At 71.5% G+C, this 23,337-nt stretch carries 23 protein-coding genes; 6 read left to right on the forward strand and 17 right to left on the reverse strand.

The features are described 5' to 3' along the window. Positions 1-15: 15 nt before the first annotated feature. The 5 genes from CLT71_RS23015 to CLT71_RS23035 all read right to left on the reverse strand — a co-directional run bounded on the left by CLT71_RS23015 (position 16) and on the right by CLT71_RS23035 (position 4,479). Positions 16-360, reverse strand: coding sequence for a hypothetical protein (locus CLT71_RS23015; RefSeq protein ID WP_101368931.1), 345 nt, complete (start codon positions 358-360; stop codon positions 16-18). Beyond that, positions 357-1,025: a hypothetical protein gene (locus tag CLT71_RS23020; RefSeq protein WP_101368932.1), complete on the reverse strand. Its 669-nt coding sequence runs from the start codon at positions 1,023-1,025 to the stop codon at positions 357-359. The genes CLT71_RS23015 and CLT71_RS23020 overlap by 4 nt, the downstream gene beginning before the upstream one ends. A gap of 179 nt (positions 1,026-1,204) precedes the next feature. Next, entirely contained in the window at positions 1,205-1,759 is a 555-nt protein-coding gene (locus tag CLT71_RS23025; protein WP_101368933.1) for an SUKH-4 family immunity protein, read from the reverse strand. A gap of 345 nt (positions 1,760-2,104) precedes the next feature. After that, a complete protein-coding gene (locus CLT71_RS23030; RefSeq protein WP_101368934.1) occupies positions 2,105-2,965 on the reverse strand; it encodes a hypothetical protein in 861 nt (286 codons plus the stop codon). Beyond that, positions 2,965-4,479 (reverse strand): AMP-binding protein, encoded by a 1,515-nt coding sequence (locus CLT71_RS23035; protein ID WP_143743558.1) that lies wholly within the window; start codon positions 4,477-4,479, stop codon positions 2,965-2,967. The genes CLT71_RS23030 and CLT71_RS23035 overlap by 1 nt, the downstream gene beginning before the upstream one ends. 185 nt (positions 4,480-4,664) lie before the next feature. Here CLT71_RS23035 and CLT71_RS23040 point away from each other — a divergent pair, with 185 nt between their 5' ends. From CLT71_RS23040 to CLT71_RS23050, 3 genes are all read left to right on the forward strand, one after another. After that, positions 4,665-7,388, forward strand: a complete 2,724-nt coding sequence (locus tag CLT71_RS23040) for an XRE family transcriptional regulator (RefSeq protein ID WP_101368936.1) — start codon at positions 4,665-4,667, stop codon at positions 7,386-7,388. 7 nt (positions 7,389-7,395) lie between these two features. After that, entirely contained in the window at positions 7,396-7,788 is a 393-nt protein-coding gene (locus CLT71_RS23045; RefSeq protein ID WP_199187687.1) for a helix-turn-helix domain-containing protein, read from the forward strand. Positions 7,789-7,870: 82 nt separating this feature from the next. Next, on the forward strand, positions 7,871-8,278 hold the full coding sequence (locus CLT71_RS23050) for a VOC family protein (RefSeq protein ID WP_101368937.1): 408 nt from the start codon (positions 7,871-7,873) through the stop codon (positions 8,276-8,278). A gap of 110 nt (positions 8,279-8,388) precedes the next feature. Here the strand turns inward: CLT71_RS23050 and CLT71_RS23055 are convergent, their stop codons facing one another. The 3 genes from CLT71_RS23055 to CLT71_RS23065 all read right to left on the reverse strand — a co-directional run bounded on the left by CLT71_RS23055 (position 8,389) and on the right by CLT71_RS23065 (position 11,339). After that, complete coding sequence (locus tag CLT71_RS23055) at positions 8,389-9,681, reverse strand: D-alanyl-D-alanine carboxypeptidase family protein (protein WP_101368938.1); 1,293 nt, start codon at positions 9,679-9,681, stop codon at positions 8,389-8,391. A gap of 85 nt (positions 9,682-9,766) precedes the next feature. Beyond that, positions 9,767-10,729 carry a class A beta-lactamase gene (bla, locus tag CLT71_RS23060; protein ID WP_101368939.1) on the reverse strand — a complete coding sequence of 321 codons (963 nt, stop codon included), beginning with the start codon at positions 10,727-10,729 and terminating at the stop codon, positions 9,767-9,769. Between the two features lie 55 nt (positions 10,730-10,784). Further along, positions 10,785-11,339: a CGNR zinc finger domain-containing protein gene (locus tag CLT71_RS23065; protein WP_101368940.1), complete on the reverse strand. Its 555-nt coding sequence runs from the start codon at positions 11,337-11,339 to the stop codon at positions 10,785-10,787. A gap of 61 nt (positions 11,340-11,400) precedes the next feature. On the opposite strand from CLT71_RS23065, the gene CLT71_RS23070 reads away from it, so the two are divergent. Then, positions 11,401-12,714 (forward strand): MFS transporter, encoded by a 1,314-nt coding sequence (locus CLT71_RS23070; protein WP_143743559.1) that lies wholly within the window; start codon positions 11,401-11,403, stop codon positions 12,712-12,714. 25 nt (positions 12,715-12,739) lie between these two features. On the opposite strand, the gene CLT71_RS23075 is transcribed toward CLT71_RS23070, so the two are convergent. The 4 genes from CLT71_RS23075 to CLT71_RS23090 all read right to left on the reverse strand — a co-directional run bounded on the left by CLT71_RS23075 (position 12,740) and on the right by CLT71_RS23090 (position 17,560). After that, the gene (locus CLT71_RS23075; protein ID WP_101368942.1) at positions 12,740-13,495 is read right to left on the reverse strand and encodes a LytR/AlgR family response regulator transcription factor; all 756 of its coding nucleotides are present in this window, start codon (positions 13,493-13,495) and stop codon (positions 12,740-12,742) included. A 41-nt stretch (positions 13,496-13,536) separates the two neighbouring features. Continuing rightward, complete coding sequence (locus CLT71_RS23080; RefSeq protein WP_486483717.1) at positions 13,537-14,715, reverse strand: sensor histidine kinase; 1,179 nt, start codon at positions 14,713-14,715, stop codon at positions 13,537-13,539. Positions 14,716-14,816: 101 nt separating this feature from the next. Then, the gene (locus tag CLT71_RS23085) at positions 14,817-16,328 is read right to left on the reverse strand and encodes a sugar transferase (RefSeq protein ID WP_199187940.1); all 1,512 of its coding nucleotides are present in this window, start codon (positions 16,326-16,328) and stop codon (positions 14,817-14,819) included. Between the two features lie 359 nt (positions 16,329-16,687). Further along, positions 16,688-17,560 (reverse strand): DNA-formamidopyrimidine glycosylase family protein, encoded by an 873-nt coding sequence (locus CLT71_RS23090; protein ID WP_101368945.1) that lies wholly within the window; start codon positions 17,558-17,560, stop codon positions 16,688-16,690. A gap of 83 nt (positions 17,561-17,643) precedes the next feature. Here CLT71_RS23090 and CLT71_RS23095 point away from each other — a divergent pair, with 83 nt between their 5' ends. Next, positions 17,644-18,807 (forward strand): glycosyltransferase family 4 protein, encoded by a 1,164-nt coding sequence (locus tag CLT71_RS23095; protein ID WP_101368946.1) that lies wholly within the window; start codon positions 17,644-17,646, stop codon positions 18,805-18,807. Positions 18,808-18,868: 61 nt separating this feature from the next. Here the strand turns inward: CLT71_RS23095 and CLT71_RS23100 are convergent, their stop codons facing one another. The 5 genes from CLT71_RS23100 to CLT71_RS23120 form a co-directional block, all read right to left on the reverse strand. After that, the gene (locus CLT71_RS23100) at positions 18,869-19,588 is read right to left on the reverse strand and encodes a CDP-alcohol phosphatidyltransferase family protein (RefSeq protein WP_199187941.1); all 720 of its coding nucleotides are present in this window, start codon (positions 19,586-19,588) and stop codon (positions 18,869-18,871) included. Beyond that, a complete protein-coding gene (locus CLT71_RS23105) occupies positions 19,572-20,639 on the reverse strand; it encodes an iron-containing alcohol dehydrogenase family protein (protein WP_101368948.1) in 1,068 nt (355 codons plus the stop codon). The genes CLT71_RS23100 and CLT71_RS23105 overlap by 17 nt, the downstream gene beginning before the upstream one ends. Beyond that, positions 20,627-21,358, reverse strand: coding sequence for a phosphocholine cytidylyltransferase family protein (locus CLT71_RS23110; RefSeq protein ID WP_101368949.1), 732 nt, complete (start codon positions 21,356-21,358; stop codon positions 20,627-20,629). Before CLT71_RS23110 ends, CLT71_RS23105 begins: the two co-directional genes overlap by 13 nt. A 156-nt stretch (positions 21,359-21,514) precedes the next feature. After that, the gene (locus CLT71_RS23115; RefSeq protein ID WP_101368950.1) at positions 21,515-22,351 is read right to left on the reverse strand and encodes a hypothetical protein; all 837 of its coding nucleotides are present in this window, start codon (positions 22,349-22,351) and stop codon (positions 21,515-21,517) included. Next, the gene (locus CLT71_RS23120) at positions 22,348-22,797 is read right to left on the reverse strand and encodes an NUDIX domain-containing protein (RefSeq protein WP_101368951.1); all 450 of its coding nucleotides are present in this window, start codon (positions 22,795-22,797) and stop codon (positions 22,348-22,350) included. Before CLT71_RS23120 ends, CLT71_RS23115 begins: the two co-directional genes overlap by 4 nt. 112 nt (positions 22,798-22,909) lie before the next feature. Here CLT71_RS23120 and CLT71_RS23125 point away from each other — a divergent pair, with 112 nt between their 5' ends. Next, complete coding sequence (locus tag CLT71_RS23125; protein WP_101368952.1) at positions 22,910-23,302, forward strand: CBS domain-containing protein; 393 nt, start codon at positions 22,910-22,912, stop codon at positions 23,300-23,302. Positions 23,303-23,337: the final 35 nt, after the last annotated feature.

A 23,337-nucleotide genomic window follows, 5' to 3' on the forward strand; every position in this document is an offset into this window, starting at 1 on the left:
GATCCCTTCCTGAGGTCACGGCTGGGTGTAGATCTTTTCGAGATCGGCCTTGGCCGTCTGGTCGGTACGGTCGAACTCGGCGGCTATCCGGTCCAGTGCACCGCCGAGCTGCTTCCACTCGGTGACCGCGCCGAGGACCAGCTTCTGGACGTGCTCGTAATAGCCGTTGTAGGCCTGGGAGTGCGCCGCCGTGGAGACGAGTTCGCTGGGCCCGATGAAGAACGCGGTGGACCCGAGCACGAGGCCGTTGCCCACCGGGTTCGTGTGGACGTCCTTCATGTCTTCCGACAGGTCACGCCACTTCTTGGCCTCTTCACGGACGTTGTCCGTGACGACCTTCGTCGTCGTCGGGTCGCTCACAGGTTCTCCCTCCCCGTCACATCCGCCGCCCGCCGGAACAACTCCAGGGCCGCCGAGCGCAACTGTTCACTGTCGGCCTGCTGGACCAGCGTCAGCTCCGCCGTGATGCTGGTGAGCGCGCGGCCTTCGCATGTGCCTTGGAAATATCCGAACGGACTGTAGACGGTCCGAACGTGGTGAGCGGGTGCCTCTCGGGACAGCTTGTCCGCGCGGTACATCATGTCCTCGACGTCGGAGAGCATCCGCCAGACCTCCGCGATGTCCCGATCGGGCGCCTCGGGCAGAGGCTCCGGCTCCGGCGGCTCCTCGAAACGGTCGGCGGCGTCGGCGTTCCGCTCGGACTCGGCGAATGCTGCCAGGGCGAGAGCGTTCATCATCGCCGAGTTCGCGTTCCGGTGAGCCTCGAGCAGCGCCGGCCCGAGGGCCTGCGGCATCAGCTCCCTACGCCAGTCCGTGCGGAAGTGGACGTCGATGACGACGCCCTTCTGGTCGACAGCAACCCGAACGGCGCCGCTGCTGTCCGCCGCCTCCTCGTGCCACGGGGCCCGGTAGTTCTTCCCGCCGACCGCCTCCAGGTCGGCGAGCGCCGCCGCGCGCAACTCGCGCTCGTCGCCCAGGAAATCGAGGCTTCGCAGCTCGAACTCATCTCGGCGGTCAGGTTGCACTCCGCGTCCCCCAGTTACCCCGTCGACAGAACAGACCGCGTGGTTCCACCGGTTGTGACACCAGACCGACCGCACGGACCGCAGGCAATAGACGCCTGCAGGCGCGACGATACTGGTTCATCGCAACCCTTGTCGCTCCCGCCCGTTGTGGTCGTGCCCGAGCAGAAAACGTGCCTCGCTCAGTCGTCCGCTTCCACTTCCGCGTCCTCGTGCTCGCCGCCGGGAGTGGTCAGATCCTGCTCGTCGAGGAAGCTCCACCACCTGTCGTCGGCGGAGCCGATCTCGCCGTAGCCGGCGCCGAAGACGTAGTAGGCGAGGAACGAGTCGAGGTCCGGCGCGACCTCCAGGAACAATTCACGCAGGAACCACTCGTCGGTGCTCTCCGCCGGGAGGTACCAGACCGCGCCGGTGTCGCGCCGGATCAGCAGCGGCTCGTCGTGCAGCGTGCCGAAGACCAGCCACTCGGCGGGTTCGTCGGCGACGCCGGTGAACTCGGGGAAGTACTCGACGTAGTACTGGATGCCGCCCAGCCCTGCTGCCCCGGGCAGGTCGAACGCGCCGGCCAGGATGCCGTCGGCGGTCTCCAGCAGCTCCCGGACCGACCGGGGCAGATCGGCGGGGATCGCGTCGGTCGGGGCGCCCTCCTCGATCTGTGCCCAGGCCAGCGTCGCGGGCTGGTCCGCCGCCAGGTCGGTACGCAGCTCCGCGATGAGCTCCCGCAGCTCGTCGTTCAATCAATCACCTCTCCGGTGCCGTACCCGCCGCGTGGGCGGCCACCGCCCGCACGTCAGGGTAGGTCCGACCGCCGGGAGCCTATGGCGACAGGTCTGGTCGAGGCGTGCCCCCGATCCGCCGACGGCGGACGCCGGTTGCCCGTGGGTGTGGGCAACCGGCGTCCTGGCGGATTTACGGGGTACTACCAGCCTCAGGTCGACTTGCAGAGCGAGAAGCCGACCGCCGAGAGCGCGGTGAGCGCGTACCGGCAGTACTGCAGGTGCACCTTGATCATCTTTACACCTCCCTCGGTCTCCGATTCCGATGGCGACCTGGTGGACGCCGTCTGTGGGGGGCGGGCGCGGTCAGGTCGTGGCCTGCGAGGTGAGGGGTTCCGCCCGCAGGTACTCGACAGTCGTCCGCTCCCGACCGGCTCCGCGCCGCCACCAGAGGTACTGGGCGACGACGAGCGGACCGATGACCACCATCGCCGGGACGGTTGCCGTCACCACTCCGGTGACCAGCAGCGCGAAGAGGATCGGCGGAATGGTCAGACCGAGGACGAGCGCGACCAGCCCGGCCGTCCGCCCGTAGGCCTTGCGCATCACCAGCGGGAAGACCGTCAGGATCAGCACGTCACCGAGCCCGATCCGCAGGCCCGTCGCCAGATTCGCCAGGTCCCAACCGATGATCGGCACCAGCGGCGCGGTCGCGAGCCGCTCCATCATGTGGGTCATGATGGAGAGCTGCCAGGTCGCGACGACGTCGTACACCGTCAGCGCGGCGGCCAGTAGCGCGATGTCCCGCGCCTTCGCGCCGCTCTGCGCCCACAGGTTGGTCGCCCCGACGATGCCGATGACCATGACGAGGTTGTTCACCACCAGGAACGACGTGGCCGTGACCCCGTCGACGATCCCGAGGGTGACGTCGGCGCCGATCAGGACCAGGCCGACGGTGAGGGCCAACCAGCCGTACCGCAGCATCGGTTCGAGGGTGACGTACATGGTGGCGAGGGTGCCGATGGCGAGCACCACGGTCACCACCGCGATCGGCAGGTTCAGATAGAGGTACGGCAGCAGCACCAGCATCCCGAGGAGGATCGCGATGTCGGCGCGGGTGACCACACCGATCGGCGGCCGGTCCACTGTGTAGCGTCGATAGAACCACCAGCCGGCGATCACGGTGGCGGCCACGATCCCGATGACGACGTAGAACGACGTGGGCATCAGCGGTTCCCCTCCACGCCCACCAGCACCGGCTGGGCGACCGGTGCCCGTACCGGTGCCTTGGGCTTCTCCGCGAGCTTGGCCATCGACCCCTCCCGCAGGTCGCAGCGGAGCGGTCGCGGATGTTGCAGGGCCGAACGGTCGGTGATGACCCGGAGGTCGCGCAGCGGCACCCCGCGTTCCTCCAGGGCGGTGCCGATCGCCTCCCGGGTGGCCGCGTCGTCGGAGCGGGCCACCACCTCGACGGCGACGCCGCGCGGGACCGCCCAGAATCCGTACCGGGCGGGCAGCACGACGGCGTCTACCGAGTCCAGGGCCTCCACCACGTCCCGGACGAACACCCAGCCGTCGTCGTGCCGGACGGCCAGTTTGAGCTTGCCGAGCAGGTTGGTGCTGGCCGGGATCCGGCGCATGTCACAGGTCAGCGGACCTGTCACCGGCCGGACCACGTCCTCGGTGTTGTAGCGCAGCAGCACTGTGGTGTCCCGGAACGGCGGCAGCGGGGTGGCGACCACCGAACCCGGTTCGCCGGCTTCCACCGCCCTGCCCGTCCCCTCCAGGTCGAGGAACTCGGCGATCCCGACCGCCGGCTCGTAGTGCAGGTGAGCCTGGTTGCAGAGATTGGCGCCGAACGGCATCAGCTCGGTCATCCCGTAGTTCTGCAGCAGGGTGATCGGGCCGAAGACCTCCTGGGCACGGCGTTCCAGGCCGGCGGTGATGATCTCGCCGCCCATCAGGATCCGTTCCAGGCCGAAGTCCTTCGGCTGGTACTTCCCCTCCCGGGCAGCCTCGATCAACTGACCGAGGTACGACGGATAGGTCGACATCACGCTCACGTACGGCTTGTGCCGGGGCAGGTGGTGCCGTTCGGAGAGCAGCGCGAGCGTGTGCTCGGGGCTGACCAGCCCGGCGGCGTGCATCACCGCGCCGATCGCTCCGGCGGCGAACGACACCCCGTGTACGCCGAGCCGCGCCCGGGTGCTGATCGACACCTGCACGAAGTCCTCGGGGGTGATGATCTCCCGGTTGAGGAAGGTGATCGCCGAGAGGACGCCGATCAGGTGGTACTCGTCGTCCGAGAACCACACTGTGGTGGGCCAGCCCGTGGTGCCGGTGGTGGTACTGCGGTGGTGCGGGCGGGCTCCACTGCGGACGAAAGCCTCCGGATCGTCCCGGAGCGCCTCCTTCGGTGTGACCGGCACCGAGGCGATGTCGTCGAACTGGATGCGGCGCGGGTCGATTCCGGTGCTTCGGAACACCTCGGCGTAGTACGCCGTCTCCCGGGCGGCCCGCGTCGCCTGCTCCCGGAACCGCCGGCTCTGTACGACCTTCCGGGTCTCCTCGTCGAGACTGGGCCCGCCGAGCATGTCCCCGCCATCGCTCCTGATCGGACCGAGCTCCTCGTACGTGGCCCGCATGGCGGTCATGATCCGGTCGAGGGAGCGCCGGTGGAAGGGCCTGTTGAAAACCATCGAGGTACCGAAACGCAGGGTTGCCCATGCGGTCTCTAGCATCTGTGCTCCTTGACTCGCCCGAACAGGAGAGCTGACCCAGCGGAGGCGGTCGTAGTGTCTGGCCTGCCGCGAATGTGCTGACCAGTGGATTCATCAAATGCCGCCGGCCCCTGCCGTACCAGGATCTTGAACCGGAAGTTCTGCCGGACGTACGGTTACCTCGCTGATGATCGGACGGGGGTCAGATGGCAGAGGAGGAGTTCGCGGCGCTGTTCCGAGAGCACCGGCTGGATCGCCGACTCACCCAGGAGGAACTCGCCGAACGGGCGGGAATCAGTTCACGTTCCGTCCGTGAGATGGAACGGGGCCGAGGGCGTAGCCCGCGACCACAGACGGTCGAGCGGCTGGCGGTGGCGCTGGAACTCACCGGCAGCTCCCGGGACGAGTTCGTCCGCGCCGGACGCCTGCTCTTCTGGGCCAACCGGCCCGGCCAGTCCAGGCCCGGCCAGCCGCAGGCCGCCCCGATCACCTCCGCACCACGGCAGTTGCCCGCCGACCTGTCCGACTTCGTCGCCCGGGAGGACGAGGTCGCCCTGCTCCGCCGGGTACTCGTGCCGACATCCGAGGCCGCGATCGGGCCGACGTCCGAGGCCGCGAGCGGGGTGGCAGCAGGGACCGCGAGCGGGCCGACAGCCAGGGCTGCGAGCGGGTTGACAGCCAACGCCGCGAGCGGGCCGACGGCCGGGGCTGCCAGGTTGGCCGTCATCTCCGGCCCGTCGGGCGTGGGTAAGACGGCGTTGGCCGTACACGCTGGACATTCGCTCGCCGAATGGTTCCCGGACGGGCAGTTGTTCGCCTCGTTGCGGGACACCCACGGCCAACCGGTCGATCCGGCCGAGGTGCTGGCCTCCCTGCTGCGGGCGCTCGGTGCCGACGGCTCGGTACTGCCGGCCGGACTGGACGCCCGAGCGGGGCTGTTCCGAACGCGGCTGGCCGGCCGACGGGTCCTGCTCGTCCTCGACGACGCGTGCGGCCACCGTCAGGTCGAGCCGTTCCTACCCCCCGAGGGCACCGCGGTCATGGTGACCAGCCGGGTTTCGCTCACCGGGCTCTCCGGCGTGACCACGCTCGACCTGCCTCCGCTCTCGACCGCCGCCGCCATCGACCTGCTCTGCCGGGTCTCCGGCGGGGACCGGGCCCGGAACGATCCGGCCGCCGCCGAGATCGTCACCGCCTGCGGTGGGCTGCCACTCGCGGTCCGGGTCGCCGGGGCGCGACTCGCCGCCCGTCCACACTGGACGACCGAGACCCTCGGTAGGCGGCTCGCCGACGAGCGGCACAGGCTCGACGAACTGCGCCACGGTGACCTCGCCGTACGCCCTGGTCTACAGCTCGCCTACCAGGGACTGACGCCCGCCGCCGCGCGCGCGTTCGCACTGCTCGGCGGGCTGAACGTACCGACCTTCCCGGGTTGGCCGGTGGCCACGCTGCTCGACGCCGCGCCGGATGTCGGCGCCGCGGTACTCGAGGAACTGCTCGACGCCCGGTTACTGGACGCGCTCGGCCCGGACCAGGCCGGTCAGTTGCGGTACCGGTTCCACGACCTGACGCGGATCTTCGCGCGTGAGCGGCAACAGGACGAGACCAGCCCCGCCGAATGGAAGGCCGTGCTGGAACGGACCGTGTCCGGCTGGCTGACTCTCGCCCGGCACGCCCAGGACCGACTGCACTGCCGGCGGTTCCACCTCGACGACCGGAGCCATCCGGCGGTCGAGGTCGACCAGCGGGCCGTCACCGTTGCCACCAACCAGCCCGTCGAGTGGTTCGAGGCGGAACGGGAAGCCCTCGGCGCGCTGGTGACGGCGTCCGCCGAGGCGGGGCTGGCCGCCGCCACCCGGGCGCTCGCCGGCTGCGGCGCCGACTTCCACCAGCTACGCGGGTACTACGACGACTGGCGTCGGGGAATGCTCGCCGCGCTCGACTGCTGCCGGCGGGCCGGCGACAGGGTCGGCGAGGCGGCGGTCCTCCGGGGGCTCGGCAGTTGCCTGGTCGAACTCGACGACCCCGACGCGGCGCTGTCGACGCTGCGGGCGGCCCGGGTCGCGGCGGAACGGCTCGGCGACGTGGCCGGGGCCGCGATGGCGGGCCGGGACATCGGCGTCGTACTCGGCCTGACCGGGCGGCTCAGCGAGGCCGAGACCGAGTTGCGATCAGCAGCCAAGGCCCTGGGGCGGGTCGGCGAGCGTCCGACCAGGGCGCTGACCCTGACCAGTCTCGGATTCGTGTTGCGGCAACGCGGCGACACGGATGGGGCCCTGCGGGTGATCCGGGATGCGATCGCCATCGCCCGCTCGTGCCGGGACAGCTTCACCCAGGCGTGCAGCCTGCGAGGACTTGCCGGCGCGCTACTGGCGGCCGGCCGGGACGGCGACGCGGAACGGCCGGCCAGGAAGGCCGCCGAACTCTTCGCGGAAATCGGCGATCCGATCGGTACCGCGCAGAGCCTCCGTGCGGTGGGCGAGGCGATCGCACGCGACCCCGACCGTGCGGCCGAGGCCGAGGAACTACTCTCCAGCGCGGTGGCCATCTTCCGGGACCGGGGGAACGAGTGGGGTCTCGCCCTAGCAGAGTTGAGTCTCGGCGAGGTCGAGGTGCGCCGTGGCGCCCCGGGCGCCGTCGACCGGCTCCGACGATCCCTGCGGTACTGGACCAATCAGCAGGTACCGGTGCTGCGGGCACGCGCACTCGTCGCGCTCGCCTCGGCGGCGGCCTCGGTGGGCGATCCGGCGGCGCGGGAACTCCTGGTCGACGCGCACCGGCTCTACCAGGAACTGGGAGTACCCGAGCCGGCAGCGCTCGCCGAACGGCTCGGCACCGGCGTACCGGCCGGCTCCCGATACACCGATCGGGTAGCGCCCGCCACAGCGGTGCCCCTGGTGCGGGAAGGGCACCGGGCAGGCGTGGTGTGATGGAGCCGTGAGCCGGGCCGTGGAGGAGCGTAACCGCCGGATGCTGCGGGCCCGGGACGCGATGGACCGGGCGTACGCGCAGCCGTTGGACGTACCGGCGCTGGCCCGGATCGCGCACGTCTCGCCAGCGCACTTCACGCGTACCTTCCGGGCGACCTTCGGTGAGACGCCCCACCGTTACCTCCAGCGGCGCCGGGTCGAGCGGGCGATGTTCCTGCTTCGGGAGACCGATCGCAGTGTGACCCGGATCTGCCTCGATGTCGGCTTCGGCAGCCTGGGCACCTTCAGCCGTACCTTCCGCGACATCGTGGGGCGATCACCCCGGGAGTACCGCAAGCAGGCGGTACCGGCGAACGTGCCGAACTGCTTCGCGATGGCCTGGATGCGGCCGAGCCTCTGACCGTGCTGACCTGCTCATACTCCCGGCGCACTCGTCAGTTTCGGATAAGTTTTCGGCCGGCTCCCGCCGTAGCGTGAGGGGCATGTTCAAGAGCATCACGCATTCGCAGCTGTACGTCCTCGACCAGGACGAGGCCCTTGACTTCTACGTCGGCAAGCTCGGCCTGGAGGTGAACAGCGACACCGATCTCGGCTTCATGCGCTGGCTCACCGTCAACGTCCCCGGTGAGCCGGAGCGGCAGATCCTGCTGCTGACGCCGGGGCCGCCGGTACTGTCCGAGGAGACGGCACAGCAGGTCCGGGAGCTGGTCACCAAGGGGGCGACGGGCGGCGGGCTGATCTTCAGCACCGACGACTGCCGCAAGACGTACGAGACCCTGTTGAGCCGGGGAGTGGAGTTCACCGAGGAGCCGACCGAGCGCCCGTACGGCATCGACTGTGGCCTGCGCGACCCGTTCGGCAACAGCATCCGGTTCACCCAGCTGAAGTAAACCGCTCGACACTCCAGCACGTTGCCCCGGCCGGACCCGAAATACCGGCCGGGGCAACGTGTCGGCTCCACCTTGTCGAAGCCGTGCAACCGGCTACGGCACGAGCCGGGTCAGCGGTGTCGGCGGATCCGCTCCCAGTTGCTCGGCGGCTCCAGCCGGGCTCCGCTGCGCAGTGCGCCGGTGACCGGAGCGCCCTCGCCGGCCACTGCGGTCAACTGGCCGTGTTCGGTCTGCTCCGGCAGCCGGGCCGGTACGGCCGGAACGTCGACGTCCAGGCGTACCCGCAGGCCAGGCCAGCCGACCACGGCCAGGTCTCCGCCGGCGTGGATCGTGGTGCCGGTGCCGAGCGGCCCCTGCACGGTGGCGACCTCGTCGCCGGTCCGGACGACCGGATGCACGCCGAGCGCGGCCGTGGCGGTGCGCACCAGCGGCCGGGTCGCCTTGAAGACCCGGTCGAGCTGCACGGGGGTGTTCGCACCCGGCTGCCCGAGGACCGCGCCGACGATGGTGATCCTCCGGCCGCCGATCTTGACGACGGCGGCGAAGACGAGGCAGCCGCCGGCCTCGTCGGTCGAGCCGGTCTTGATCCCGACCACGCCGTCCCGACCGACCAGCGAGTTGTAGTTCTTCACCGTGCCGGCGACCGGCAGGGTCGCCTTCTTCTGCGCCACGATCTCCGCGAACGCCGGCAGTTTCATCGCCGCGCGGGCCAGGATCACCTGGTCGACGGCGGTGCTCACGGTGCCCGGGTCGAGGCCGGACGGGTCGGTGTAGTGGGTGTCCTTCATCCCGAGCGAGTCGGCGGTGGCGTTCATCTTCTCGACGAACGCCGCGATGCTGCCGGAGTCCCAGGCGGCGAGGATCCGGGCCATGTTGTTCGCCGACGGCAGCATCACCGCCTGCAACGCCTGGCGTTGCGTGAAGACCGCGCCCGCGACGACAGGTACCAGGGATTCGCCCCGGGCCAGTTCCGCCGGGTACGCGGCGGCCTGCGCGGCGCTGACCGTGAGCTTCGGCCCGTGCTCGCCTCGGTCGAGCGGGTGCTCGGTGAGGATGACGTACGCGGTCATCACCTTCGTCACGCTGGCGATCGGCACCGGTTCGCTGCCGCCGAAGGTGCCGAGCGAGCCGACTTCCTCGACCGAGAGCGCCGCCTGCCCGGTCCTCGGCCACGGCATCACCGGGGCCTTGCCGGGGATGGTGGTCGACTCGGGAAGGGTCCGGGTGACGGCCGCCGCCGGCAGCGGGTCGCGCAGCGGCGCGATCGCGAAGAGCGTGCCACCGGCCAGGAGCACGATCAGCAGTCCGCTGACCAGGAGCCAGTAGCCGCGGGTGCGACGCCGCTTCGGCGGTGGTGGTGGCGGCACAGGTTCGAGTACCTGGGTCGTCGCGGAGTCGAGCATGTGCGAGATTCCCCCCGTGTGGTGCGCCGGCCCGCCGTCCAGGGCGGGCGGTGCGGGTGGCAGTGGTTGTCGCTTATTGGTCGGCTCAGCCTCGGGTGAGGGTTGCCACGGCGTACTCGGTTGCCTTGGCGATGATCGCCTGGTCGTGGTCGGCGTTCCTGCTGGCCTTGCTGGACATGATCGCGATGACCAGGGGCGAGGCGCCCGGGGGCCAGACGACACCGATGTCGTTGACGGTGCCGTAGCCGCCGGTCCCGGTCTTGTCGGCCACCGTCCAGCCCTTCGGCACGCCGGCCCGGATCCGTCGGGCGCCGACGGGCGTGGCGTTGCGTTCCAGCAGGTCGCGGAGGAAGGCCCGCTTCTCGGGTACGAGCGCGTCGCCGAGCAGGATCTTCTGGTAGTCGGTGCCGATCGCCCTTGGGGAGGTGGTGTCGCGCGGGTCTCCCGGGGTCGCCTGGGTGATCGCCGGTTCGATCCGGTCCATCCGGGTGACCGTGTCACCGAGGCTGCGCGCGTACGCCGTCAACTGGGCCGGCCCGCCGAGGTCCCGGACCAGCAGGTTCCCGGCGGTACCGTCGCTGTGCCGTACCGCGGCGTCGCAGAGTTGCCGGATCGTCATCCTCCCCCTGTCGACGTGTCGGCTGGTGACGACGGCGTTCGCCGTCAGGTCACTCCGGTCGTACCGGACGACGGTGTCCAGGTGGGACAGCGGGTTGCGGGCCAGTACCGCCGCCGCGGCGAGCCCCTTGAACGTGGAGCAGAACGCGAACCGCTCGTCCGCCCGGTGCGCGACGACGTTTCCGGTGCCGGTGGCGAGGGCGTACACCCCGAGGCGCGCGTCGAACTCGCGCTCCAGCCGGATCAGCATGTCGTGGCGCTGTGGCGTCGCGGCGGTGGGCGCGGGTGTGCTGGCCGCAGCGGTCGCCGACGGTTGAGCCGAGACGTGCGGAGGTTTCGTCGTCGTGCCCTTGGCACAGCCGGCCAGCGGTGCCAGCAGGACTGCGCCGAGCAGGGCTCGACGGGTGACGGTCGGACGCGATGGTGCCATTCCTCTTCCCCCCGTTGCTGAGTTGCGCGGGCAGCGGACCGCCCGGGTACGGCAGTCAGCGGACGCGTCGCCGGTAGGCGCGCATCTTGGCCCGGCTGCCGCAGATGCTCATGGTGCACCATCGGCTCCGGCCGGCCGGGCTGCGGTCGTAGTAGACCCAGCGGCAGCCGTGCGCTGTGCAGGCCTTCAGCCGTGCCCAGGTGCCGTCGGCGACCGCGACCAGCACTCCCCGGGCCAGTTGCGCGGTGAGCGCGGCGAACCCGTCGAGCCCGGGTCCGGGCAGCACGCCGGCCTGGCCGGTGGCGTCCAGCACCAGCCGCAGCGGGGCCCGGCCGAGCAGTTCGTCGAGTGTCCCGAGGGTGGCCGGCGGCACGTCGATGCCGGCGTGCGCCTGGCAGACGTCCCGTAACGCCTCGCGCAGTCGTCGGGCGTCCGCGACGTCGGCCCCGTCGAGGGTGAGGCCGTCGAGTCCGTGCGCGGCGCAGAACGCCGCCAGGTCCTCGACGGTACGCAGACCGTCCCGGTCCGACTCGATGTCCATGGTGTTCGCCAGGTCCTGGACGAGGGTCAGCGCCTCCGGGGCGGGAGCGCGGTCACCGGGCTGCCGCATGCGAACACGTTACCGCTGTGGGAGCATCATCCGGTAACCGTTACCGGAAGGAGCTGAGGTAGTGGTAACGAAACCGGGACTGTTGCGCCGGAACCAGGACTTCCGTCGGTTCTGGCTCGGCCACACCATGTCGGTGGCCGGCACCCACGTCACCGCCGTCGCGCTGCCGCTGCTGGCCACCCTGACCCTTGACGCCGGGGCCAGCGGGGTGGCCGCGATCGCCACCGCGTCGTACCTGCCCAACCTGGTGCTGCCGCTGCTTGTCGGGCACTGGTTGGAGCGGCGTCGTCGGCGTCGGGTGATGGTGCTGGCCGATCTGGTCCGCGCCGCCGTGCTGCTGGCGGTGCCGGCGGCGTACCTCGGTGACGTCCTGTCGGTGCCGCTGCTGGTGGCCGTCGCGTTCGCCGTCGGCGCGGCGAGCGTCGTCTTCGAGATCGGCAGCTTCGCGTATGTGCCGTCGCTCGTCGACGAGGACGATCTCGCCGCCGCCAACCGGGCCACCCAGGGCTCGACCACCGCCGCCCAGGTCGCCGGCCCGGGGCTGGCCGGCGGGCTGGCCCAACTCGTCGGGCCGGCGGTCGCGGTCCTGATCGACGCGCTCAGCTATCTCGGCAGCGCGCTCGGGGTGGCCGGAGCCCGCCGGCCCGAACCGGCGCCACCCGCCGAGGAGGTGCGGACCGGCATCCTGGCCGGGCTGCGCACCGTGGCGGTCAATCCGTTCCTGCGGGCGCTCACCGCGCACGCGACCATCTACAACGGAGCCTCCCAGATCGTCACCGTGAACCTGGTCGTCTACGCCGTCACCGACCGTGGCCTGGGCGCCGGGCTCTTCGGTCTCGCGCTCAGCGCGGCCGGGCTGGGCGCCTTCGTCGGCACCATGGTCGCGCTCCGCCTCGCCGACCGGCTCGGTTACGGCCGGGCCTTCGCCGCCGCGCTGGTCCTCTCCACCGGTGCCCCACCGCTGATCGCCGTACTGCCCGGTCGGGGTGGTGCGCTGGCGGCCTCACTCGCCCTGGTGCAGGTCGTCAGCGGGATCGGGCTCGGCTGCGCCAACGTGCTTTCCGTGACGCTGCGTCAGGTGGTGGCGCCGCGCGGCTCGCTGGCCCGGACCAATGGCGGGTACCGGTTGTTGATCTACGGCGTACTGCCGCTGGGCAGCGCCCTGGGCGGGGTGGTGGGGCAGGCGGCCGGTGCCCGTACCGGCGTCGCTGTCGGCACGCTCGGGCTGGTCGCCTCCGCCCTGCCGATGTTCGCCCGTCGGGTCCGTACCCTGACCGACCCGCAGCAGGCCAGGGTCGCCACCTCGGCAGCCGAGGCAGATGCCACCCCGCCCGGCGATGTCGAGGAGGCCCGGCCGGCACCGTCGGTGAGGTGACGACGCGCCGACGCCGCGGAGCGGCTCAGCGGTTCCAGTCCTGTTTGGCGGCCCGGACCAGTTTGTCCTTCAGTTCCCGGGTGTGCCGGCGGCTGACCGGCAGTTCGGTGTCGTCGACCACCACCACATATCCGGAGTTGGCGAGCCGGAGTTCGGCGATCAGCCGCAGTTGCACCAGGTAGGAGCGGTGGATCCGGACGAAGCCGGCGTCGGCCCACCGCTCGGCGAGGGTGGCCAGCGGCACCCGGACCAGGTGCGAGCCGTCGGCGGTGTGCAGCCGGGCGTAGTCGCCCTGCGCCTCGACCCAGCGGACGGCGGAGCGGGGCAGCATCCGGGTGGTGCCGGCCAGCTCGACCGGGATCGTCGGGTCGGGTTCGGCCCGGGCCAGTGCCGCCGGATGGGTGGAGACCACCCGGGAGCCCACGACCCGGCGCAGCGACTCGGCGAGCCGTTCGGCCCGGACCGGCTTGCGTACGTAGTCGGTGGCGCCGAGGTCGAAGGCGTCGACCGCCCCATCGTCGTACGCGGTGACGAAGACGATGGCCGGTGGCCGGGCGAACCGGCGGAGTACCCGGGCCAGCTCCATGCCGTCGAGACCGGGCATCCGGATGTCCAGGAAGACCACGTCGACGTCGGCGTCCCGGAGCACCCGGAGCGCCTCGGTGGCGTCCCCGGCGGTGTGCAGCCGGGACACCCGTGGATCGGCCCGCAGGTGGTACGCCAGCTCGTCGAGCGCGGGCGGCTCGTCGTCGACGGCCAGTACGCGCAGGAAACCGGTCACGGATCAGCCCCTCGGGTCGGGTGCGGGTGGATGCCCGGCGCTCACGCGCTCGCCCGGACGTGGCGGTGGAACTTCGGTATCCGCATGCTCACCTTCGTACCCGATCCGAGGTCGGTCTCGACGACGAGGCCGAACTGGTCCCCGAAGACCGACCGGAGTCGTTCGTCCACGTTGGAGAGACCGACGTGCTGGCCGGAGTCGTCGGCCGGGTCGGCGGCGGCGTCGGCGATGCCGGCGGCGAGCACTGTCGGGTCCATCCCGACGCCGTCGTCCTCGACCGTGATGTGGCATTCCGCCCCGGCGTCCCGGGCCTCGATGCTCACCATCCCCACCCCGGGCTTGCGGGACAGCCCGTGCCGGACGGCGTTCTCGACAAGTGGTTGCAGGCAGAGGAACGGCAGGCTGACCGGCAGCACCTCCGGGGCGATCAGCAGCTTCACCTGGAGCCGGTCGCCGAACCGGGCCCGCTCGATGGTCAGGTAGCGGTCGATCGAGCGCAGTTCCTCGGCCAGCGTGGTGAACTCGCCGTGCGCCCGGAACGAGTAGCGGGTGAACTCGGCGAACTCCAGGATCAGTTCCCGGGCCCGCTCCGGATCGGTCCGGACGAACGAGCCGATCGCGGTCAGCGCGTTGTAGATGAAGTGCGGGCTGATCTGGGCGCGCAGGGCCCGCACCTCGGCCCGGGCCAGCCGTTCCCGGGACGAGTCGAGTTCGGCGAGCGCGAGTTGGGCGCCGGCCCAGTGCGCGGTCTCCAGGGCGGCCTGCACCAGACCGGGCGCCGGCTGGTCGTCGGCGATCGCCACCAGCGCCGCGCCGGCCCGGCCGTCGGGGCCGGTCAGTGGTGCGATCACCGCGCCCCGGACCGGGCAGTCGACCCGGTCACAGCGCAGCTCCGCCTCGCCGAGCACCGTCGACCGGCGGCTGTTGATGGTGTTGACGGCGGCGGCGAGGAGCTGCTCGCCGTGGTGGCCGCCGCGCCCGTCGAGGGCGAGCAGCCGGTCCCGGTCGGCCAGCGCGAGTCCGGCGGAGCCGACCAGGGTACGCAGGTGGCGTACCGCCTTGGCGGCGCCGGCCGGGGTGAGCCCGGCGCGCAGTGGCTCGGCGGCCAACCCGGCGGTGTGCAGCACCTCGTAGGTGGCCCGCTGGGTGGCGGTGGCGATGCCCTGCCTGGCGCGCAGCCGGACGACGGCGAAGAGGGCAGCCGCCAGCGCACTGATCATCGCCACCACGGCGACCGCCGTGGACAGGTTGGGCCACCCCACGCAGAGATCCTGACGGTTGGTGGACCGGTTCGCCAAGCCACCGGTCGGCCGGTTGGCGGTTAGTACGCGCCCTTGCGGGCCAGTACCACCCCGACGGTCCGCCACAGGATGCTCAGGTCGTACGCCAGCGACCAGTTGTCGACGTAGTAGAGGTCCAGCCGTACCGCCTCGTCCCAGGAGAGGTCGGAGCGGCCGGAGACCTGCCACAGCCCGGTGATCCCGGGCCGGACGAGCAGCCGGCGTCGTACGTCGCCGAGGAAGTCGCCGTCGTCGGCGGGGAGCGGGCGGGGGCCGACGAGCGACATCTCGCCCCAGAGCACGTTGATCAACTGGGGCAGCTCGTCGAGCGAGCTGGCCCGGAGGAACCGCCCGGCGGGGAAGACCCGGGGATCCTGCTTGATCTTGAACAGCATGCCGTCGGTCTCGTTCTGGTCGACCAGGCTGGCGAGCCGCTGCTCGGCGTCGACGTACATGGTCCGGAACTTCCAGACCCGGAACGTCCGGCCCTCGTGACCGACCCGGGGCTGCCGGAAGAAGACCGGCCCGGGGTCGGAGATCCGGATGGCGATCGCGATCGCGACGAAGAGCGGGATCAGCAGCAGCAGCCCCAGCCCGGCGGCGAACCGGTCGAGCAGGTTCTTGGCCAGCAGCGCCGGGCCGGAGAGGGTCGGCTCCTCGACGTGCAGCAGCGGCAGGCCCTCGATCGGCCGGATGTGCACCCGGGGACCGGCGATGTCGGTGAGCTGCGGCGCCACGATCAGGTCGACACCGGAGCCCTCCAGTTGCCAGGCCAGCCGGCGTAGTTCGCCCGGCTCGGTGCTGGCCGAGCCGCAGACCGCGATCGTGTCGCCACCGACCTCGCGGACCAGCGAGAGGATGTCCCGGCCGGCGTAGACCGGGATCGGCGTCTCGATGCCCCGGGCCGCGGCGTAACCGTCGGTGAGGTGGATCGCCACCGGGATCAGCCCGGCCGCGGGTACCCGGTTGATCGCCGTGTAGACCTCCAGCGCCTCCGGCAGGGTGCCGACCAGCACGATCCGCTGCGCGGCCTGACCCGCCCGGCGGCGCACTGTGTGCAGGAGCAACCGGGCGGCGGAACGGGCGAGGAGCACCAGCAGCAGCGTGCCGAGCAGCGCGGTGCCGACGGTCCACCGGGACAGGTCGGTCTTGGTGGCGAAGGCGAGGAACGAGACGCTGGCCGCGACCGCGACCCCGGCCCGGGTGACCCGCTTGAACTCGTCGGTGCCGAGCCCCAGGTAGCGGCGGTCGTACGCGCCGTTGGCCCAGAGCACGATCAACCAACCGAGCGGCAGCAGCAGGTAGGAGACGGTGTGGAACCAGGTGGGGTCCTTGTCCGCGTCGGTGAAGCCGGCCGCGGCCTGGTCGAACCACTGGATCGCGGTCCAGCTCGCCAGCACCGCCGCGCCGAAGTCCAACAGCAGCAGGATCGCGATGTACGGCCGATGCCAGCGGGACACCCGCCGCCGTGCCCGCGCCCAAGCCGAACGGGGTACCCCGTTCGGCTGCGGAGTGGTCGGTGGCTGGATCTCGAAGCTGTCGACGTGACGCAGAGTACTCGGTTGGCCGCTGCCTACCGGGCGCTGGAGGCTTGTCGTCACCTCACCCACGTCCTCCCGCGTGACACGTGCCGCCCACTTGCCGTAAGGGCTCGGGTCGCCCACCGTCTCAGTCTCTCCCATGCGGGCCCCGATCCTCATTCGGTCCGGAGGCGCGGAGTCGCAGACCGGGGTCACTATACCGACGGACAACGGTGACGGTAGAGCCCGGCCGTTGCCGGTTTCTTGCCCACTGGGCGTTTTTGACCCGGTGTACGGGCCGGGAGCACTTAACGTACAAGCACGATCGCTCAACATCCAAGCACGACCACGCAACCGGCGAACCGGACCATTCAAACGCCGGCCGGGCCGGGTCAGCGGACCAGTCTGGAGAGGCGGCGGTCGGCGAGCGGCTTGCCGCCGGTCTGGCACTTCGGGCAGTACTGGAGGCTGGAGTCGGCGAACGAGACCTCCCGGATCGTGTCGCCACAGACCGGACAGGGCAGCCCGGTCCGGGCGTGTACCCGCAGACCGGCCCGCTTCTCCCCCTTCAACTCCGCCGCCCGCTGCCCCAGCGACCGCGTCACCGCGTCGCCGAGCACCTGCCGGGTCGCCTCGTGCAGCGCCGCCAACTGCTCGTCGGTGAGCCGGTTGGTCAACGCGAACGGCGAGAGCTTCGCCGTGTGCAGGATCTCGTCCGAGTACGCGTTGCCGACCCCGGCCAGCACCTCCTGGTCGGTAAGCATGCCCTTGAGCTGGCCCTTCCGGCTGCGCAGCCGCTCGGTGAAGGTCGGCAGGTCGGCGGCGAGCGCGTCCGGCCCGAGCCGGGCCACCCCGGGCACCTGGCTCGGATCGGTCACCAGGTAGACGGCGAGCTTCTTCTGGGTACCGGCCTCGGTCAGGTCGAAACCGGACCCGTCGTCGAGGCGTACCCGCAGCGCGATCGGGCCCTTGCCGGGCTTGAGCGGCACACCCGAGTTGAACGACTCCCGGTAGTGCAGCCAGCCGGCCCGGGCCAGGTGGGTCACCAGGTGCAGATCGGGTCCACCGTCACCGGCCAGCGTCACGTCGAGGAACTTGCCGTGCCGGCCCGCGTCCACGACCTGCCGCCCGGCTGCCGCCGTCGGCATCGGGTCGTACGTCTTCAGGGCGCTGATTGCCGCCACTTCGATCCGGTCGACCCGCCGGCCGACCGCCCGCTCGCGCAGGTAGCCGGCGAGCGCCTCCACCTCAGGTAACTCGGGCACGAGATAAACGGTAGCGTTCAATCCCGGCCACGCGCGGAACGCGCGGACGGGGAGGGCGTGATCATGGAGGAGGAGCGACCCGCGTGCAGGTGATCGTGGCGCACAACCGCTATCGCGAGGCGCAGCCGTCCGGCGAGAACACAATCGTCGACCAGGAGATCACCCAGCTCCGGGCCGCCGGGGTGACCGTCCATCCCTTCCTGCGCAGTTCCGACGAGATCGCGGAGTTCTCCCCGGCCGCCAAGGCACTCCTGCCGATCTCGCCGATCTACGCGCCAAAGGCCCAGCAGGAGCTGAGTCGGCTGATCACCGAGCACCGGCCGGACGTACTGCACCTGCACAACCCGTACCCGCTGCTCTCGCCCTGGGTGGTCCGGACCGCGCACCGGCGCGGGGTGCCGGTGGTGCAGACGGTGCACAACTACCGGCAGGTCTGCTCCTCCGGGCTCTACTTCCGGGACGGCAAGATCTGCCAGGACTGCCGGGGCCGGGCGCTCGGCGTGCCGGCGATAGTGCACCGCTGCTACCGGGGCTCCCGGGCGCAGAGCGCGCTGATGGCGACCACCCTGGCCGTACACCGGCCGACCTGGCGCTCGGTGGACCGCTACATCGCGCTCACCTCCGGCATCGCCGCGCACCTGCGCGACTACGGCATCCCGGCCGAGCGGATCGTGGTCAAGCCGAACGGCATCCCGGACCCCGGCCAGCCGACGCCGCTCGGCGAGGGCTTCCTCTTCTTCGGCCGGCTCTCCCCGGAGAAGGGGGTCGGGCTGCTGCTCGACGCCTGGCGCCGGCACCCGGACGGCGCGCTCGGGCCGCTGCGCATCGCCGGGGACGGCGAGTTGCGGCCGCTGGCCGAGGCGGCTGCCGCCGAACGCGCCGACGTGGAATTCCTCGGCCCGCTGGACCGGGCCGGGGTGGCCGCCGCGCTCCGCGCCACCGCCGTGGTGCTGGCCGTACCCACCTGGCACGACGTGCTACCCACGGTGGTGATCGAGGCGCTGGCCGCTGGCCGCCCGGTGCTGGGTACCGCGCTCGGCGGCATCCCGTACCTGGTTGGCGCGGACGACCCGGCCGGTGCGGCGGGCTGGCTCGTGCCGGCCGACCCGGCGGCGCTGGCCGCGGCACTCCCCACCGCCCGGGACACTGCCGCCGCCGTCGCCCCGCTGGCCCGCTCCCGCTACGAGCGCACCTTCCACCCGGACGTGGTCACCAAACAACTCCTGGACGTCTACGCCCAACTGTGAGGTGTAAGGAAGGGCCCCTTCTACAACAGAAAACGATAAGAAGGGGCCCTTCCTTACACCCTCAGCGGAGTGAGGCGCGGGCGGAGAAGGCGATGCTGGCCAGCAGGAACCCGCCGTTGACGATCGTGAACGCGGCGATCACCCAGGTGGTCCACTCCGGCACGACGGTAAGCACCAGACCGGCCAGGAAGATCACCGCGCCATAGTCCCGGACCAGCTTGACCAGGCGTACCGGCAGCGAGGTCGAGGTGACCATGCTTGCCGCGTTCGGGCCGGCCGCCATCACCGAGGTCACCAGGTTGACCATCCAGGTGCCGGCGAACGCGGCGACCAGCCAGGTCGGTGCCGAGGGCCGCTGCGCCACCGCCGTCGCCGAGAGCGCGGTGACAAGCGCGATCTGCGCCGCCACGTCACAGAGGATGTCCACCCGGGCGCCGGCCGGGCTGCCCTGGCCGGTGACCCGGGCGAGCTGCCCGTCCGCGCAGTCCAGGGCGTACGCCAGCTGCCAGCCGAGCAGCGCGGCCAGCCCGACCACCCAGGCGGGTACGTCCCCGGCGGCGACCGGCCCGGCCAGGGTCACCACGGTCACCGAGACCGCCAGCCCGAGCACCAGGTTGGCCATGGTCAGCGCGGTGGGCGGCAGCCCCATCCGGTGCGCGACCAGGGCCAGGGCGGCACCGATGCGCTGGCTGATCGCCTCGCTGAACAGGCCACCGCCCCGGTTGACCCGGTAGAAGTCGGCGGTGCTGGGCGGGGTCACCGGGTCAGCCGAGATGTTCACGGATTGCATCGAGGTAGTTTGCCAGCCGTTCACGGATCGCGTCAGGCGCCAGGTCGAGGTGTTCCAGGATCGTGTACCGGTCCGGCCGGGTACGCGGGGCATAGTGGACGGCCGCCACGAACTCCTCGTCGGCGAGCCCCAGCTCGGCCGGGACGGTGGGCAGGCCGTGCCGGTGCAGACAGGAGGCGAGCTGGGCGAACCGCTCCAGGTCGCCCCGGAGGTAGGTGCAGAAGAGGGCGCCGAGCCCGACCTGCTCGCCGTGCGACCCCGTGCCCGGGTTGAGCCGGTCCAGCGCGTGCGAGATCTCGTGACAGCCGCCGCTGGCCGGCCGGCTCGAGCCGCAGATCGAGGAGGCGATCCCGCCCAGGATCAGCGCCTCGGCCAGAGTGGTGAGGAAGGCGTCGTCGGTGATCTTCCCGGGGTGGTTGAGCAGTGCCTCGGCGCCGGAGCGGGCCAGCGTGACGGCGAGCCCGTCGATCGGCTCGGCGCGTACCCGGTGCGCCAGCTCCCAGTCGGCGATCGCGCTGAGGTTGCTCAGCGCGTCCCCGATCCCGGCCTGGGTCTGCCGGTCCGGGCCGTTCTCCACGAAGTCGAGGTCGACCACGATGGCGATCGGGATGTGCACCCCGTAGGAGCCCTTGCCGCCGTCGTGGTCGAGCGAGGCGGTCGGCGAGGCGATCCCGTCGTGCGCCAGGTTGGTCGCCACGCTCACCATCGGGATGCCGTAGCGCGAGGCGGCCCACTTGGCGGTGTCGATGGTCTTGCCGCCGCCGATCCCGATCACCGCGTCGTAGGAGCGGCGGTGCAGCTTCTCGCCGAGTTCCTGGGCGGCGTCCAGGGTGCCGCCGGTCACCGTGAAGACGTCGGCGTTACCCAGGCCGGGTCCGCACAGCTCGACGATCCGCTCGCCCTGCCCGGGGCCGACCACCACCGCCACCTCGCCGCCGGCCGAGATCCGCCGGTCGGCCAGCAGCGCGCCGAGGTCCGCGACCGCGCCGCGGCGCACGTCGATCACCAGCGGGGTGTTGACGGTACGGGCTAGTAGTGGCATGCGATCTCCCGGGCTCGGGCCAGGTCCTCGTGGTTGTCGACCTCGACCCACGGCAGGTCCCCGATGGGTGCCGCCCGCACCTCGCCGCCGCGCTCGGCGAACTCCTGGTAGCCGTCCTCGTAGTAGAGGTTCGGGTCGCGCCGCCAGGTCGCCTCCAGCGCGTCCGCGAGGTCGCCGGCGACCCGGGACTCGATCACTGTCGCCCCGATGTACTCCCCGTACGCCTGGGCCGGGTCCATCAGCTTGCTGATCCGGACGAGCTGGCCGGAGTCGTCGAAGACGGTCTTCATCTCCTCCTCGGCGAGCTTCTTCACGGTGTCCACCGCGAGCAGGATGCCGGGGCCGCGCTGGGCGAGCAGGGTGCGTTCCACGTCGACCGGGTGCACGGTGTCGCCGTTGACCAGCAGCGCGCCCTGGGCGAAGTGCTCCCGGGCCAGCCAGAGCGAGTACGCGTTGTTCCACTCCTCGGCCCGCTCGTTGTGCACCAGGGTGAGCTTCACCCCGTACCGCGCGGAGAGGTCGGCCTGGCGGGCCTCGACCGCCTCGGCGGCGTACCCGACCACCACCGTCACGTCGGTGAGCCCGACCTCGGCCAGGTTACGCAGCGCGATGTCGAGGATCGTGGTCTCGCCGTCGACCGGAATGAGCGCCTTGGGCAGGGTGTCCGTGTACGGCCGCAGCCGGCGACCCGCCCCCGCGGCCAGTACCACACCGATCATTCCGGGTCCTCCTCGTGACACGTCCGACGCAGGGAGAATAGCGCCGTGTGTCGGGAGTACGAATTCCCGGCGAACGGCCGGCCAACCCGGCTCGGTGCCACCGTCGGGGGGTACCGGTGGAAACGCCCCTGCCGGCGGTTACCGGACCCGGAGGGCTCAGCCGGGCAGTGCGGCCAGGTCGGCCAGGAGCCGCAGCCGCTCCGGCGGGGTCAGTACGGCGTACGGGCCGGCCGCCCGGCGGTCCGTCTCCAGTTCGATGGCGAGCCGTTCCGGCCCGGCCGCGAGTTCCGTGATGCTCCGGGCGGTGTGCCCGGCGGCCTGCCACGCGGCGGCGTGCGCGTCGGCCCGGTGGTAGCGGAGCGTGCCGAGCCGGTTGAGCAGCAGTACGCCCGGCGCGCTGCCGTCCGGCTCGTACGGCGGTGCCATCGCCGCGAAGGCCCGCCCGTCGGTCGGTCCCTCGGCCGGGTGCTCGACCGGCCCGGGTGGCAGGTGCCCCTGCCCGAGGCAGGCGGCCGGGGGCTCGGCGGGACGCAGTTCGTCGAGTGCGGCGGCGAGCAGCCGGCCGAGGGTGCCGACGAGCCGGCGTACCCGTTCGGGGTGTGCCGCCCAGAGTTCGCCGGTCACCTCGGCGTGCACCCCGGCGAGTTCGGCCAGGAAGGCCCGGCCCCGCTCGGTGGCCAGGATGGCGCCGTCCGGCTGCCGGTGCAGCATCCCGTGCGCGACCTGCTTGTCCAGCACCCGCTGGCATTCGGCCGGGTCGCCGTAGCGGAGCAGCGCGGCCAGCCCGACGCCGTCGATGGCGCCGCCGGGGGCCGCGAGCCTGGTCCGGAAGTCGATCAGGAAGCCGGTGGCGGCCGGGCCGCCGTAGCTCTGCACCAGCTCGGCGCCACCTTGGAACCGGGCGGTCGCCATGACGCCGCGGAAGACCCGGTCGACCGCCGGCCAGGCCAGTGCGGCGGCCTGGTGCGGGGCGAGCGGGACCGGATCGTTCACAGGCCGATCAGGTGCAGGGCGCGGAAACCGTCCTCCGCGATCCGCCGGATCAGCCCGTCGTTGACGTCGCGGTGCTCGTCGAGCAGCGCGGTCTCGTCCTCGGCGAGCCAGCGGAACTCGGTGTGCTTGCCCGCCTCCAGCCGGGGGCGGGCGAGGTCGCCGTCGACCCGGACGAGGAAGTCGGTCTCGATCCGTTCGATGCCGTCGTCGGGGACGTACCGGTATTCGCCGACCGTGCCCAGCACCAGCGAGACGGTCCAGCCGGTCTCCTCGGTGACCTCACGGAACAGCGCCTCCTCGACCGTCTCGCCCGGTTCGAGGTGACCGCCGACGATGTCCCAGGTGTTGGGAAAGAGCTTCCGGTGGGGGGACCGTCGCTGGATGAAGATCCGGCCCTCGTCGTCGACGATCAGGGCTCCGGCGCAGCGTAGGGGCTCTGTGGACACGGGTCGAGACTAGCCACCCCGGTCCGGCGGCCCACACCGCCGCTTGTGGTTCGCCCGGGGAACGTCCAGTCTGTCCCTGACCGGTGTCGACGTCCCAAGGATGTGATGAGTGATGCGGGTTCGCGAAGCGATGTCCGGTGATGTCCTGATGGTCGGTCCCGAGCACACCCTCCGGCAGGCCGCCGAGATGATGGCGCGGCGCGGGGTCGGTTCCGCTGTCGTCGTCGATCCCGAGTCCGAGGGTGTCGGCATCATGACCGAACGCGATGTGCTCAAGGCGGTCGGCGCCGGCCTCGACGTCGACGTCGAGCGGACCGCCGCGCACCTGACCTGGGAAGTCGTCTACGCCGGACCGGACTGGACCGTGCACGAGGCGGCCGAGGCGATGTCCCGGGGCGGCTTCCGGCACCTGGTGGTGCTGGACGACGGCGAGGTGGTCGGGATGATCTCGGTCCGGGACATCGTCCGGGTCTGGGTCGGTGCCCCGGAGGTCGCCTCGATCTGAGGCGCGGCCGACCCCTCCGCCCGGCGGCCGTCCGA

This window comes from Plantactinospora sp. CNZ320 (assembly GCF_002846275.1).

Coding starts and splice junctions, on each gene's coding strand:
- CLT71_RS23065 (WP_101368940.1), bottom strand. CDS start 11,339: ATGCGGCAGCCCGGTGACCGCGCTCCCGCCCCGGAGGCGCTGACCCTC.
- CLT71_RS23055 (WP_101368938.1), bottom strand. CDS start 9,681: ATGCTCGACTCCGCGACGACCCAGGTACTCGAACCTGTGCCGCCACCA.
- CLT71_RS23040 (WP_101368936.1), top strand. CDS start 4,665: ATGGCAGAGGAGGAGTTCGCGGCGCTGTTCCGAGAGCACCGGCTGGAT.
- CLT71_RS23030 (WP_101368934.1), bottom strand. CDS start 2,965: ATGCCCACGTCGTTCTACGTCGTCATCGGGATCGTGGCCGCCACCGTG.
- bla (WP_101368939.1), bottom strand. CDS start 10,729: ATGGCACCATCGCGTCCGACCGTCACCCGTCGAGCCCTGCTCGGCGCA.
- CLT71_RS23080 (WP_486483717.1), bottom strand. CDS start 14,715: ATGATCAGTGCGCTGGCGGCTGCCCTCTTCGCCGTCGTCCGGCTGCGC.
- CLT71_RS23110 (WP_101368949.1), bottom strand. CDS start 21,358: ATGATCGGTGTGGTACTGGCCGCGGGGGCGGGTCGCCGGCTGCGGCCG.
- CLT71_RS23035 (WP_143743558.1), bottom strand. CDS start 4,479: ATGCTAGAGACCGCATGGGCAACCCTGCGTTTCGGTACCTCGATGGTT.
- CLT71_RS23125 (WP_101368952.1), top strand. CDS start 22,910: ATGCGGGTTCGCGAAGCGATGTCCGGTGATGTCCTGATGGTCGGTCCC.
- CLT71_RS23050 (WP_101368937.1), top strand. CDS start 7,871: ATGTTCAAGAGCATCACGCATTCGCAGCTGTACGTCCTCGACCAGGAC.
- CLT71_RS23105 (WP_101368948.1), bottom strand. CDS start 20,639: ATGCCACTACTAGCCCGTACCGTCAACACCCCGCTGGTGATCGACGTG.